Below are 13,087 nucleotides of genomic sequence, written 5' to 3'. Positions count from 1 at the left end.
GCTCGCGAATCAGTCGTATCGTGAGTTCATGACGAGTCATATCGATATCGAGATCCGTCGCGGGCGTCGTGAAGAGTTCGAGCAGGTGGTTCGACTTCGTTGGGTCTGGACCATCGAACGAGGCGAAGCCCCAGAGATCGATGAAGAGACATTCGTCGTCGGCGCGGCGGGATGGGCGCGCGCGCACGCTGACACCCACATTCCGCATGTCGCAGTGACCGAGGACGGCAGCATCATTGGAATGGCGTGGCTCGCGCTGACACCGCGCGTCGCGACCACCCGCAGCCTCGACCGCTGGTCAGGCGATCTCCAGTCCTGTTATGTACTGCCCGAGTACCGGAGTCACGGGATCGGTGGACGTCTGGTGCGTGCGGTGCTCGACACCGCGGCCGAGCGAGGAGCCGAACATGTCACGGTCCACACGTCGGTGGATTCTCGCGGCATGTACACACGCAACGGGTTCCGCTCCAACCCACGGCTGCTGTTCGCCGACTCAGCGATCGCGGAGGGCTGAGCGCAAAACGTCGCGAGCGGCTTCCGGGACTCCCCCAGTTCTACACTCGGTCGGAGACGGCTCGTGAGGGCCTATCGGCTGTCTTCCCGCACGGTCAGCAGGCTCCGACCGTGGACGGTTTCAGGATTCTCTTTGCCTGAGTCGCGGAACCCGAGCTTTTCTAGCACCCTCCGAGACGCGATATTCCAGTCCCACACGGACGCCCACAGCCGTCGATACCCTGCCTCGCTAGCCCAGGTGATCACGGCCTGTGCCGCCTCGGTCGCGTAGCCGCGGTTGTGAACTGCGCGTAGCAACTCAAAAGCCAGCTCGGGCTCGTCAGGCGCCCCGTTGCCGTGGAAGACCAATCCGCAGTACCCGATGACATCAGCCGTCCCTTTCCGTTCCACCGCCAGGAGCCTCGGCCAGTCACTTCCCTGACCTTGACGGATATTGGTGACGATGTCTTCGACAGTCGGGTGTCCCTCGAGATCGATCCGACGGTGTGGAGGCACGCGTTCATCGCGTTCCGTCCACAACTGACGATAGATCGCTGCGTCATGTGCCCTCTGGCGCCGGAGGGTGAGGCGAACGGTCTCGAGCGTCTTCACTTCTGGCTCCGATGACATGCTGGCATTCTCTCAGCCGGTGCGTCCGCAAGGATTCGCTCAGATGGACAGATCGAAGATCCACTCATTCATGGAGAGCTCAGCCCTTCGAAACGTCTCGAATCTGTTCCCCACGAGAGCGAATCCGGCCTTGCGGCACACGGCGTTTGACGGCCCGTTTCGTTTGTCGGGGAGTGCGGTGAGCAGTCGGCGCCCCTCCGCACGGGCGCGGGCATCGTCGATCAGAAGTACAAGGGCAATGGATGCCACTCCTCTCCCCTGTGCCTCGGGAACCACGAACCAGCCGGCTTCGAAGGCGTCTTCCTTGTGCCACGTGGTCTTCCAGTAGCAGATCGCGCCCACGGAGTCCGCGCCGTCGACCATGGTGAAGCTCCGTGCTTCGTCATTCTCCCAGAACCGCAGATACCGCTCATGACGTGCAATGACCTGCGTTTCCGTTTCGGGGCCACCCAGATGCGTGGTCATATCCGCCGTATTGCCGCGCCGCAGCAAATCAAGATCTCCACCGGACCATGGCCGCAAAAGAATCTCACTCATGCGCACAGCATCGCATGCACCACAGACCCCGATTACCCGGCCACCGCCACGCGCGGCACACCCGCGTAGGCAGGGCGCGTGAACCACGACGGCAGCGCCTGTCGGAGATGGCGCGGCCCGATCGTCGTGGCATCCCCGGTCAGTAAAAGCGTCGCCCATTCGATGTCACCCCGCCAGAATCGAGTCATCGCCCGCAGGGAACATTGCACCTCTACGGACACCTCGTATCCGGGATCCGCATCGCAGACATCCGCATCGCCATCCTGGATGACGAGCCACCACCGCCGTTGCGCCGGGTGTGCATCGGGGAAAAGCAACGCAATGACGGTGCGCGCAGCGGGCACCGTCAGATGGTCAATGTTGCGGTGCATGTCCCAGAGCAGCAGCTTGGGATCGAGATCGGCGTCGCCGAGTTCACCGATCCACCGGATGCCCCACATGGAGAGCTGTTCGACGACCGGACGCAGCTCGAATCCTGCTTGCGTCAGCACATAACGAACGTCGGTTCCCTGGCGAACCCTGTCGATGAGACCGGCCCGCTGCAACTGGTCCAGCCGGTGTGAAAGTAACGTCGGCGACATTCGTGGTAGTCCTCGACGCAGATCGTTGAAGTGCTCGGTGCCGGCCAGCATCTCGCGCAACAGGAGCATCGTCCAGCGCTCGTCCAACAGCTCCATCGCCTTGGCGACGGGGCAAAACTGGTAATACGGGGCGCCCACGAAACAAACGATAGACCTGGTACAGATCGGATACTAGAGCTCGTTCAACGTCACTCGTAGCGTGAGGAGAGTCACAACAAGGAGGACATCATGGACATCACAACCACAAACCCTCAGGCCGAAGCAGATCGCGCGCTGAAGGCAAAGCACAGGGCAGTCTGGGCTCTCGGAGACTATGCCGCCGTGGCCCGAGAAGTGATCCCCGAGCTCGGGCGGCTGCTCGTGGCTGCGGCTCAGATCAAGCCCGGAGACCGCGTGCTCGACGTTGCCGCCGGAACGGGCAACGCAGCCATCCAGGCCGCGCGCACGGGCGCATCCGTCGTCGCCAGTGACCTGACACCCGAGCTACTCGAGATCGCCCGTCGCGACGCTGCGGCCGACGGCATCAATCTCGAGTTCGACGAGGCGGATGCCGAAGCCCTCCCCTATGCCGACGACTCTTTCGACGTCGTGCTCTCCTGCGTGGGAGTCATGTTCGCTCCGCACCATGATCAGGCGGCACATGAGCTGACACGCGTGCTTCGGCCGTCTGGACGGCTGGCTCTGATCAATTGGACGCCTGAGGGTTTCGTCGGCGAGCTCTTCGCGACCATGCGGCCGTTCATGCCCGCTCCCCCTGCAGGAGTCCAGCCTCCCCCTCTGTGGGGCGACGAAGCACACGTACGAGATCTGTTGAACGACACAGTGACAGACCTCGCGATGGAGCGGCGGCAGCTGGAAGTCGATCGATTCGCCACGGGCGAGGAATTCCGTGACTTCTTCCGAGACTTCTATGGTCCGACCGCCGCGGCCTACCGGTCACTTGCAGAAGACATGGCACGGCTGGCAGCCCTTGATGCCGCGATCGTCGCCCTCGCCGAGCGCCATCTCAACGACGGAGTGATGAACTGGGAGTACCTGCTGATCACCGCGCATGCAGTCTGACCGCACTCGAGTCATCCATTACGCGATGATGGGGCGATGCCGTCTTTTCACAACCCGGTCCTCATTGTGACGCCCGGTGTGCGTCTCACCTCCCTCGCCTCATCCGACGCGGATGCACTGGTCGAGTGCTTCCGCGACTCGGAGGTCAGACGGTGGCTACCGCTCCCCGATCCCTATACGAAGGAGATCGCAGAGGACTGGTGCACCCACACGTCGGAGGAGCTGCGCGCATCCGGTCGCGGACTTGTGGTCGCCATTCGCAGCGATACTGATCTGCTCGGGAGCCTCGACGCAAAACGGGTCGACTGGCGCGCGCAAACGCTGGAGCTCAGCTATTGGACGGCGCCGGCACATCGAGGCCAAGGGATCATGACCGCCGCCGTTCGGACCCTTGCGACGTGGTTGCTCAGCACCCTGGAGTTTCAGCGCATCGAGTTGCGAATCTCCCCCGAAAACACTGCATCGCAGAGGGTTGCGGAACGCGCAGGCTTCACCCGCGAAGGAACCGCACGCAACGCCGGTTTCACAGACGCGGGCCGCACCGACCTCGTGATTCATTCACTAGTTCCCCAGGACCTCTGGTGACCGGCCACCGCGTCGCCGCATGGGACGGAAGCAACGCGCAACTTGAGTCTGCTGCGCAGCTTTACGCCCGGACGTTCACGGAGCCTCCATACAATGACGACGTCGAAGCGAGCCGAACCAGCTTCATCGAACGTGTGCACCGTCACCGCGCGACCAAGCCGCAATTCCGTCTCATCCTTACGTGGGAAGGCGTCGACCTCACCGGCCTTGTAATGGGGACGGGCATTGACGCTGGCGACTGGTGGCGTGACCACATCGTCGATCTCCTCACTCCCGACGCGCAGGTCACTTGGCTGCGAGACGAGTGCTTCGCCGTCGTCGAACTTGCCGTTTCTCCCGCCCAGCGACGCACTGGGCTGGCCCGCATGCTCATGGATGCTGTGCTGAAAGATCTGCCCTACGAGACCGCAGTGCTCGGATGCTACTCTGCAGCTCTTCCCGCGCGGAGATTCTATGCATCTCAGGGATGGGTAGAGGTCGTCGCCGATGCGCACATCGACAACTCCCCCATTTTCTGCGTCCTCGGTCGACGCCTGCGCGGACCGACACCCGCCGGGCAGCCCAGAGGGGCCGCCGGCCAGGAGTAGCGTAGAGACGTGACCACCGTTTCCCACCCTCCCCTCTCTACGCCGGGATGGCGGGCATGGCTGATCTGGTCAGTCGGCGTCGCTGCATACGTACTTGCAATCACCAACCGCACCTCGCTCGGCGCCGTCGGTGTGGATGCTGCGGAGCGCTTTCACGCAGATGCTTCAACGCTGTCGTTGTTCGCCGTCGTCCAGCTCGCCGTCTACGGCGGAATGCAGATCCCGATCGGCGTATTCCTGGACAAATACGGTGCACGCCCGATCATCACGATCGGTATGGTTCTGATGGCCGCAGGACAGCTCGTCATGGCGATCTCCCCCAGCATCGGCGTCGCAATTCTCGCCCGCATTCTTCTCGGTGCAGGTGACGCCGCCGTCTTCCCTGCTGTGTTGCGTCTCGTGGCGACCTGGTTCCCCGCCCAACGAGGGCCCGTCATGGTGCAGTTCACCGGGATCATCGGGCAGACCGGCCAGCTGATCGCGCTGATTCCGCTCGCCGCGCTCTTGCACGCGACAAGCTGGACGATCACATTCGGGAGCATCGCCGGGCTCGGGATCCTTTTTGCGATTCTCGTATTCCTGATCATCCGAAACCACCCACCAGAGCGCACCGCGGATGTCTCTGTGAACACAGACACTGGTGTCGTACGTGTCGTCACTTCCGCAATCGACACCGGCGTCGGCATCCGCGCAGCCTGGGCGCACCCCGGTACCCGGCTGGCGTTCTGGTCGCACTTCACCACCCCGTTCGCGGGAACCGCTTTCGTGCTGCTCTGGGGGATGCCGTTCCTCACCGCAGGCCAGGGACTCTCAACCGCGCATGCTGCGGCGCTCGTATCTGTATATGTCGTTGCAGGCATGATTCTCGGCCCGATCACCGGAACACTGTCGCAGCGCAATCCGAATCAGCGAACTACCGCGCTCGTTCTCCCCGCAATCGCCATCCAGTTCGTCGCCTGGCTGGTCATCATCGCCCTGCCCGGTCCCGCGCCGACATGGCTTCTGTATGTGCTCGCAATCGCTCTCGCCACAGGGGGCCCGGCTTCCATGATCGCGTTCGACCATGCCCGCACCCACAACCCATCGCACCGTCTGAGCACCGCGACCGGCGTGACGAATGCCGGCGGGTTCATCGCCGCCCTTATCGCCATCTTCCTCATCGGTCTCATGCTTGACCTTCAGGGAGCAGGGACACCCGACACCTACTCGCTGGATGCCTTCCGCATGGCCTTCCTCACGCAGGTTCCACTGTGGCTGATCGGAGCGACGTTCATCATCATCGAACGGAAGCGCACGCGCATCCGTATTGGCATGGATCCGGAGCGGCGGAAGCGATGACCGACATAATCCTCGTGCATGGGCTCTGGCATCAGGGTACGCACATGGGCCGACTTGCGGGCGTGCTTCGCGAGCGCGGACATCGTGTTCATACGCCAGATCTGCATCGAGGCTCGCTGGCGGCCGACACCGCGTACGTGCAGCTGATCGTTGATCAATGCGCCACACCCCCGCTCGTCCTCGGACACAGCTACGGCGGTGCGGTGATCATCGGTCTCAGCGGCGTCGGCACACTCATCTATCTCGCGGCGTACGTTCCCGATGAGGGCGAGAGCTGTGCGTCCCTCGGCGGAGCACTGATTAACGAGATGCTTCAGCGTCACCTGGACGGCGGTACATTCATGTCGCCTGAAGCCGCGCGCGACGCGCTCTATTCCGACAGTGATGCAGACACTGCGGCGTGGGCCACCGCACTTCTCGTGCGTCAGGCGTCCGGACACGGCCGCGGCATACCGCAGAAGGTCGCGTGGCACCATGTCCCCAGTATGTATGTCGTCTGCGGCATGGATCGAGCAGTGGATCCTGAAGTTCAGCGGTCGATGTCACGCCGCTGCACGCGAAGCGTCGAGATCGCCACAGATCACTCGCCCTATGTGTCGGATTCGGCGATGATCGCGAACATCGTCGAGGGATCTCTGAAAGAACTCAGAAGCTCGCTGCCCTGACTCTGCCTGGTCAGAGCCCGGCGGCGTCGTCCGTCGACGACGTCGTGCCCCGCGTCGTCTGCTGTCCGGAGTTCGGGTCGATCGACGTATGTGTGACGGTATTCGTCTTCCGACGGCGCGCTAGCAAGATCAGCCCGATCACGAAGACGAGCGCCCCTGCCCCCATGAAGATGTAGCCGACGAGATCAAGATTCACCCAGTCGATTTCCACATTCACGGCGAAGGCGAGGATGGCGCCGATGACAAACAGGGCTATTCCGGTACCGATGCTCATAGGAATTCCTCCCGGTGCCGACAGTCGACACCCTCCAGCGGTTATTGTCCGATGATTCTCCGATCATGACAGTCCGAGCGCATCTGGACAACGGGTTGACATTCACCGTCCGCGAGGTGTCCATCCTGATGGCAACGATCCATCCACGAATGCCCGATCGAGATCCGCCGCAGCCGACCACCCCTGTGCCGCATCCACGGAGTCGAACCCACCGCGGGCGAGCCGTAGCCCCACGTCCTCATGGTGCATGCGCGGCGCTCCCCCGCGCCTGACCGATGCGCGCACACTCCACGCATCATCCGCGTACCCGCCGCCGCGGAACACGCGATACTCGTCATACCGCGCGGGATCCAGCAAATCCCAGCACCACTCCCAGACGTTGCCGAGTGTGTCGAACATCCCGTTCAGATTCGGAAGTTTACCGCCGACATTCTGCGGTGACCGTACGCCGTCCGCGGCAGTCCAGGCGATATCGGCGAGCAGCCCATAGTGTGGCGTGGTCGAGCCGGCACGGCACGCGTACTCCCACTCGGCCTCGGTAGGCAGGCGGTAGCCGTCGCTGTCGACGTGCCAGGTGACGACTTCGCCGTCGAATGTGTAGGCCGGGTCCAGTCCTTCCCATTCGGATGCCGCATTGCAGAGCCGCACTGCACGCAGCCAGCTCAGGTGAATCGCCGGACGGCGCGGATGCCGAGAAGCGATGCCCAGCACTTCTGCCATCTGCTCCTCCGTAACGGCGAACGAACCGATCTCGAAGGATTCCAGCGCTACCGTCCGATGTGTCTTCCGCCGTGCATCGTGCAGCGTGACCGAACCGGCAGGGATACGCGACATCTCAAAGTCGTTCACGCTGCGACATCCTCCTGCGGACGCTCCTCGATGCGTACAGCGAAGATTCGCATGAAGTATTGACAGAGCGGACCGACGAGCACCGCAAACGCCAGCGTGCCGATGCCGACATTGCCACCGAGTGACCAGCCGATGACCACGACGATGATCTCAAGCCCGGTGCGCACGATCCAGATCGGCAAGCCGGTGCGATTGTGTAGACCGGTCATCAGCCCGTCGCGAGGCCCCGGACCAAAGTGCGCGCCGATGTAGAGACCTGTTGCGGCGGCAAGCACCAGCAGCCCGATCACAAAAAAGCCGACACGCAACCACAGCGCCTGCCCAGCCGGAATGAGAAAGAGCCCGATGTCTGCGGATGGCCCTACGAGCAAAGCGTTCAGCAGCGTGCCGATGCCGTATCGCTGACGCAGCGGCAACCAGAACAGGAGCACGACGATACTCGTCAGAATAGTGATCACGCCGAAGCTCAGCGGTACGTGGCGTGCGATTCCCTGTGACAGCACATCCCATGGCGCCGCCCCGATCTCGCCGCGCACCATGAACGCGATACCCATTCCGTAGAGGAACAGCCCGACCATTAGCTGAGCGGAACGCCGTGGAATGCGCCGCGCCCGCCACCGGCTCACTGTGGCACTCGCTCTGCCCACGTCGGATACTTTGCCATGCGGCCGTCACCGGATGAAGTGCGCGTCAGACGGCGCTTGACCCATGGTCCGACGTGCTGCCGGTAATAGGCCATTCCGGACGGTCCGCCGAGCGCGCTCTCCTGGGGCGCCCACCACTCCGCTGGCGGTTCAAAGCCCAAACCGTGCAGCACACGAGCGGCGACACGGTGGTGTCCTGCAGTGTTCATGTGCAACCGATCCTCTGACCAATACGCACTCGACGACAGCTCGCGATCGGGCCAATTGAGCGCGCGGATGACGTCGGGACGGTTCGCGACTCGTCGCAGCACTGCGGCCGACAGCTCATCGCCGCGCCGCTGGATGAGGGAGCCCAACGGCAGTTGGCTGGCAGGATTCGCCCCCGACAGCATGATGAGTGTGACGCCCTGCTCATCGCACCGTCTCAGTACACGCGAAAACGTATCCGCAATGTGCTCCATATCGGTCCGCGGGCGCAGCATGTCGTTGCCACCCCCGTTGAACGAAAGGTGCGTGGGGTTCAGGGCGAGCGCAGGCTCGAGCTGTTCTTGGATGATGGGCCATGCCAACTTTCCACGAATTGCAAAGTTCGCATACTGAATCGGATGCCCGGCAGCATTCGCCCACCCCTGGGCGGCGATGTCGGCCCACCCACGCACTCGACCGTCTGGCAGCTCATCGCCGACGCCCTCAGTGAACGAGTCGCCAATAGCTACGAATCTCACACCTGTCACTGCCCCAGCCTATGCCCGTCCCAGCTCGAGAAGCTCATCGGTCGTCGAGTGCCTGACCACGTCTATCCACGAGTCCCCAGGCGGCAGCAGCAGCGACAACGAAGAAGACCGCAAATATGACGAACAGCAGGGGCGCTCCCCCTGCTGCGAGCAGCACCGGAACCAGTAACGGAGCGATGATTGACGCGATTCGGCCGACACCAGCCGCCCACCCAGACCCGGTACCGCGCAGCGAGGTGGGGTAGATCTCGGGCGTCACCGCATACAGCGCGCCCCACGCTCCGAGATTGAAGAATGACAGCGCCATACCGGAACCGATGATCGCGGCGTCGCCGCTGGCAGTGCCGAACAGGACCGCGGATACTGCCGACCCCACCAGGAAGACCGAGAGGGTCAACCGTCTGCCCCACACTTCGATGAGCCAGGCGGCAACGGCATACCCGGGAAGCTGGGCGAGCGTGATCACCAGTGTGAAGCCGAAAGAGCGCACCAGGTCGTAGCCGGCATCGACCAGAATGCTCGGAATCCAGATGAATGCGCCGTAGTAGGCGAAGTTCACGCAGAACCAGACCACCCAGATACACAGCGTGCGCACTCGAAACTCAGGCGACCAGAGCGCTTTCATTCGTGCGGCCGTTGTGACTGCGATCGCGCGAGATGCCGGCTCCTTTCGGATCGCTCGACCGCTGACGATCCCTGCGTCCGCTTCGAACTTGCCGACGATCCGCTCGGCTTCCGCGATGCGACCGCGAGAAGCGAGCCAACGCGGTGACTCCGGCAATCCCCAGCGCACGATGAGTGCGTAAACCGCGGGCACGGCGCCGAGAGCGAATGCCCACCGCCAGCCGTCATCGGATGCGGGGATCACGAAGTATCCGATGAGCGCCGCGGCCGTCCATCCGACAGCCCAGAAGGCTTCGAGAATGACGATGAGGCGACCGCGAATGCGTGCCGGCGCGAACTCGCTCACATAGGTCGATGCGACCGGAAGCTCTGCACCCAGCCCGAGGCCGACGAAGAATCGCAGCACCAACAGGATCGCGACACCGCCAGCCAGGGCGCTCGCACCCGTGGCGAGCCCGTAAATCAAAAGGGTCAACGCGAAAACCTGACGCCTGCCGAAACGGTCGGCGAGCAATCCACCGAGACTTGCTCCGAGCGCCATCCCGATGAACCCTACCGAGGCAATCCACCCACTCTCCGTCTTCGTCAGATCCCACTGCTGTGCCAGCGCCGCGAGGATGAACGAGATGAGCCCGACATCCATCGCATCCAGAGCCCAGCCGAGCCCCGATCCGGTGAGCAAACGTGCGTGCCTGCGTGTGAACGGCAGATCATCGAGGCGTGCAGCCAACGAAGATCGGCTCGGGATGGCATCGGTCATGCGAGCAGCGCCCTCACTCTCGGAATGACCTCGGTGCCGTACAGCTCAATGCTGCGCATCATTTGTTCATGCCCCAGCGTTCCGGTTGCGTACTTCAGATCGAATCGGCCGATACCCAGCACGCGCACGGTGTCAGCGATCTTCTGTGCTACGCGCTCTGGAGACCCGGAGTAGATTGCGCCGGCGGGACCGACATCGTTTTGGAATCGCGCGCGACTGTATACAGGCCAGCCACGCTCTTTCCCGATTGTGTTGTTCATCGCTTCGAATCCGGAGTATGCGGCGTCCCAGGCTTCCTCATCGGTGGAGGCGATATGACCCGGTGAGTGCACGGCGATCGGATGCTCCGCAGTCCCGAACGTCGCGATCGAGCGGTGATAGAGCTCCACGAAAGGCTTGAATCGTGCAGCCGGACCACCGATGATCGCCAGCATGAGCCCGAGCCCGTGCCGAGCCACGCGCACGACAGACTCGGGGCTGCCGCCGACGCCGACCCAGGTACGCAGCCCGTTCTCCGTCTTCGGGAACACGTCAGCGTCCGCCAGTGCGGGCCGCATCGTGCCCGACCAGGTCACGGGCTTCTCCTTGAGCAGCTCGACGAACAGCTCCAGCTTCTCCTCGAAAAGCGCTTCGTAGTCGCGCAGGTCGTAGCCGAACAGCGGGAATGATTCGGTGAAGGATCCGCGGCCGAGTACGACCTCGGCGCGACCGCGGGACACGGCATCCAAGGTTGCGAAGCGCTCGTATACGCGCACCGGGTCATCCGACGAAAGCACCGTGACCGCGGTGCCGAGCCGGATGCGATTGGTGCGTGACGCGATCGCTGCCAGCACCATCTCGGGCGCGGACACAGCGAACTCGACGCGGTGATGTTCCCCGACTCCAAAGAAGTCGATCCCCACACTGTCGGCTAGCTCTGCTTGCTCGACGATGTTGCGAATCGTCTGGGACGCCGTGATCAAATCGCCGGCGGCATCCCTGGTGATGTCTCCGAAGGTGTCGAGTCCGAACTCGATATTCATGTGTCCTACTTCGTCAGGAGGGCTGTGCGCAGGGTGTCGAGTCCGACCCCGCCGAGGTCGAGTGCGCGCTTGTGGAACTGCTTGATGTCGAAGGTGTCGCCCTGCTGCGCCTGATACGAGTCACGCACTTGCTCCCAGATGCGCTGTCCTACTTTGTAGGAGGGCGCCTGCCCAGGCCAGCCGAGATAGCGATTGACCTCGAACTGCACGAACTCATCCGACATGTTGACGTTCTGACGCATGAATTCGAGCGCATAGTCGGCATCCCAGACGCCGGTGCCGTCGAGGCGTGGCTTTCCGAGGTGCACCCCGATGTCGAGTACGACTCGAGCGGCTCGCATGCGCTGGCCATCAAGCATGCCGAGGCGGTCGGCCGGATCATCGAGGTAGCCAAGCTGCTGCATGAGACGCTCGGCATAGAGGGCCCAGCCCTCGGCGTGACCGGAAGTACCGGCGAGCAGACGGCGCCAGGAGTTCAGCTCGGCACGGTTGTACACCGCCTGACCAATCTGCAGGTGATGACCGGGAATGCCCTCGTGGTAGACGGTGGTGAGCTCGCGCCAGGTGTCGAACTCCGTGACGCCCTCTGGCACCGACCACCACATGCGTCCAGGACGCGAGAAGTCATCGGTCGGGCCGGTGTAGTAGATCCCACCCTCCTGCGTGGGTGCGATCATGCATTCCAGCGTGCGAATCTGCTCGGGAATGTCGAAGTGCGTGGCGCCGAGTTCAGCGACCGCACGGTCACTGGTCTCCTGCATCCAGCGTTGAAGTTCTGCGGTGCCGTGCAACTTGCGTGAAGGGTCAGCCTCGAGGTGTGCGACCGCCTCTTCGACGGTGGAGCCGGGAAGGATCTCATTCGCGATCGAGGTTTGCTCAGCGACCATGCGCGCGAGCTCTTCGCGACCCCACTCGTACGTCTCATCGAGGTCGATCTCAGCGCCGAGGAATCGTCGGGAGTTCAGGGCGTAAAGTTCACGGCCGACAGCGTCGACATCGGATGCTGCCGGTGCGAGCGTTCCGGTGAGGAAGTTGCGCAACTCGTCATAGGCGACCCTGGCAGCGTTCGAGTTGTCGGCCAGATCACGTGCGAGGGATGCCGGAAGCTCACCCTCCTCGAGCGCCGCTCCCGCGACGAAAGAGGCAAAAAACCCGTCGTCTGCGGTGTACCGGACGATCTGGTCGGCGACCTCAGCGACCTGGCGCCGCGCAGGCACAACGCCCCGGTTGATGCCCTCCCTCAACGTCGCGGTGTAGCCACGCAGCGCATCGGGGACGGCGGAGAGTCGCTTCGCGATCACTGACCAGTCGTCAACCGTCGAGGTCGGCATGAGGTCGTACACCTGCCGGATGTCTTGCACGGCAGATTCAATGACGTTGATGTCACGCAGATGCCACCGCGCCTCATGGAACTCAAGATCCAGCTTCAGCTCACTGCCCAGATCTGCCTTGGTGACTTCGTCTGTAGCGTCGACCGGGGCCGCTGCCTGCAGAGACGTGAGAGTCTTCTGCACCTCGTCGGCATAGTGCTGCTGTCCGTCCGGGCTGAGATCGCCGTAGCGATCATTGACCTCGTTGCGGCCGATGTATGTACCAAGCGTCGGAGCGAGAACCGAGAGCGTGTCGACCCACTCTTCTGCGATCTTGTCGATCGCGGTGGGCGTGCGAGGGGTAGTCGTCATGCCCTTCAGCGTAGCGTCGCT

General features: G+C 63.1%; 16 protein-coding genes. 6 read left to right on the top strand and 10 right to left on the bottom strand.

Features of this window, described 5'->3' with window-relative positions; genetic code table 11:
* The first annotated feature begins 28 nt into the window (after nucleotides 1-28).
* The gene (locus ACSU1G_RS02145) at nucleotides 29-514 is read left to right on the top strand and encodes a GNAT family N-acetyltransferase (protein WP_439278244.1); all 486 of its coding nucleotides are present in this window, start codon (nucleotides 29-31) and stop codon (nucleotides 512-514) included.
* 71 nt (nucleotides 515-585) lie between these two features.
* On the opposite strand, the gene ACSU1G_RS02140 is transcribed toward ACSU1G_RS02145, so the two are convergent.
* From ACSU1G_RS02140 to ACSU1G_RS02130, 3 genes are read right to left on the bottom strand one after another with little or no spacing between them, the layout of a single operon-like run.
* Nucleotides 586-1,122, bottom strand: coding sequence for a GNAT family N-acetyltransferase (locus ACSU1G_RS02140; protein WP_439278243.1), 537 nt, complete (start codon nucleotides 1,120-1,122; stop codon nucleotides 586-588).
* A 39-nt stretch (nucleotides 1,123-1,161) separates the two neighbouring features.
* Nucleotides 1,162-1,659: a GNAT family N-acetyltransferase gene (locus tag ACSU1G_RS02135; RefSeq protein ID WP_439278242.1), complete on the bottom strand. Its 498-nt coding sequence runs from the start codon at nucleotides 1,657-1,659 to the stop codon at nucleotides 1,162-1,164.
* Nucleotides 1,660-1,691: 32 nt separating this feature from the next.
* Nucleotides 1,692-2,378 carry a winged helix-turn-helix transcriptional regulator gene (locus ACSU1G_RS02130; protein WP_439278241.1) on the bottom strand — a complete coding sequence of 229 codons (687 nt, stop codon included), beginning with the start codon at nucleotides 2,376-2,378 and terminating at the stop codon, nucleotides 1,692-1,694.
* Between the two features lie 90 nt (nucleotides 2,379-2,468).
* Here ACSU1G_RS02130 and ACSU1G_RS02125 point away from each other — a divergent pair, with 90 nt between their 5' ends.
* The 5 genes from ACSU1G_RS02125 to ACSU1G_RS02105 are packed head-to-tail and all read left to right on the top strand — an operon-like array spanning nucleotide 2,469 to nucleotide 6,477.
* On the top strand, nucleotides 2,469-3,302 hold the full coding sequence (locus ACSU1G_RS02125; protein WP_439278240.1) for a class I SAM-dependent methyltransferase: 834 nt from the start codon (nucleotides 2,469-2,471) through the stop codon (nucleotides 3,300-3,302).
* 36 nt (nucleotides 3,303-3,338) lie between these two features.
* Entirely contained in the window at nucleotides 3,339-3,887 is a 549-nt protein-coding gene (locus ACSU1G_RS02120) for a GNAT family N-acetyltransferase (RefSeq protein WP_439278239.1), read from the top strand.
* Nucleotides 3,884-4,474 carry a GNAT family N-acetyltransferase gene (locus ACSU1G_RS02115; protein ID WP_439278238.1) on the top strand — a complete coding sequence of 197 codons (591 nt, stop codon included), beginning with the start codon at nucleotides 3,884-3,886 and terminating at the stop codon, nucleotides 4,472-4,474. Before ACSU1G_RS02120 ends, ACSU1G_RS02115 begins: the two co-directional genes overlap by 4 nt.
* A 9-nt stretch (nucleotides 4,475-4,483) precedes the next feature.
* Nucleotides 4,484-5,812: an MFS transporter gene (locus ACSU1G_RS02110; RefSeq protein WP_439278237.1), complete on the top strand. Its 1,329-nt coding sequence runs from the start codon at nucleotides 4,484-4,486 to the stop codon at nucleotides 5,810-5,812.
* On the top strand, nucleotides 5,809-6,477 hold the full coding sequence (locus ACSU1G_RS02105; RefSeq protein ID WP_439278677.1) for an alpha/beta hydrolase: 669 nt from the start codon (nucleotides 5,809-5,811) through the stop codon (nucleotides 6,475-6,477). Before ACSU1G_RS02110 ends, ACSU1G_RS02105 begins: the two co-directional genes overlap by 4 nt.
* A 10-nt stretch (nucleotides 6,478-6,487) precedes the next feature.
* On the opposite strand, the gene ACSU1G_RS02100 is transcribed toward ACSU1G_RS02105, so the two are convergent.
* The 7 genes from ACSU1G_RS02100 to ACSU1G_RS02070 form a co-directional block, all read right to left on the bottom strand.
* Nucleotides 6,488-6,751 (bottom strand): DUF6458 family protein, encoded by a 264-nt coding sequence (locus ACSU1G_RS02100; RefSeq protein ID WP_439278236.1) that lies wholly within the window; start codon nucleotides 6,749-6,751, stop codon nucleotides 6,488-6,490.
* Nucleotides 6,752-6,853: 102 nt separating this feature from the next.
* Entirely contained in the window at nucleotides 6,854-7,585 is a 732-nt protein-coding gene (locus tag ACSU1G_RS02095; protein WP_439278676.1) for a formylglycine-generating enzyme family protein, read from the bottom strand.
* Nucleotides 7,586-7,596: 11 nt separating this feature from the next.
* Nucleotides 7,597-8,178 carry a YczE/YyaS/YitT family protein gene (locus ACSU1G_RS02090; RefSeq protein WP_439278235.1) on the bottom strand — a complete coding sequence of 194 codons (582 nt, stop codon included), beginning with the start codon at nucleotides 8,176-8,178 and terminating at the stop codon, nucleotides 7,597-7,599.
* A 44-nt stretch (nucleotides 8,179-8,222) separates the two neighbouring features.
* Nucleotides 8,223-8,969, bottom strand: coding sequence for an SGNH/GDSL hydrolase family protein (locus ACSU1G_RS02085; protein ID WP_439278675.1), 747 nt, complete (start codon nucleotides 8,967-8,969; stop codon nucleotides 8,223-8,225).
* 43 nt (nucleotides 8,970-9,012) lie between these two features.
* Nucleotides 9,013-10,362, bottom strand: coding sequence for an MFS transporter (locus tag ACSU1G_RS02080; RefSeq protein WP_439278234.1), 1,350 nt, complete (start codon nucleotides 10,360-10,362; stop codon nucleotides 9,013-9,015).
* Nucleotides 10,359-11,384 (bottom strand): LLM class flavin-dependent oxidoreductase, encoded by a 1,026-nt coding sequence (locus ACSU1G_RS02075; RefSeq protein ID WP_439278233.1) that lies wholly within the window; start codon nucleotides 11,382-11,384, stop codon nucleotides 10,359-10,361. Before ACSU1G_RS02075 ends, ACSU1G_RS02080 begins: the two co-directional genes overlap by 4 nt.
* A 5-nt stretch (nucleotides 11,385-11,389) precedes the next feature.
* Nucleotides 11,390-13,066: a DUF885 domain-containing protein gene (locus ACSU1G_RS02070; RefSeq protein WP_439278232.1), complete on the bottom strand. Its 1,677-nt coding sequence runs from the start codon at nucleotides 13,064-13,066 to the stop codon at nucleotides 11,390-11,392.
* Nucleotides 13,067-13,087 lie beyond the last annotated feature (21 nt).

The sequence above is a fragment of the Microbacterium sp. A93 genome (assembly GCF_051842835.1).
The sequence above is the reverse complement of the archived record's forward strand: the minus strand, read 5'-3'. Positions and strand labels throughout refer to the sequence as shown.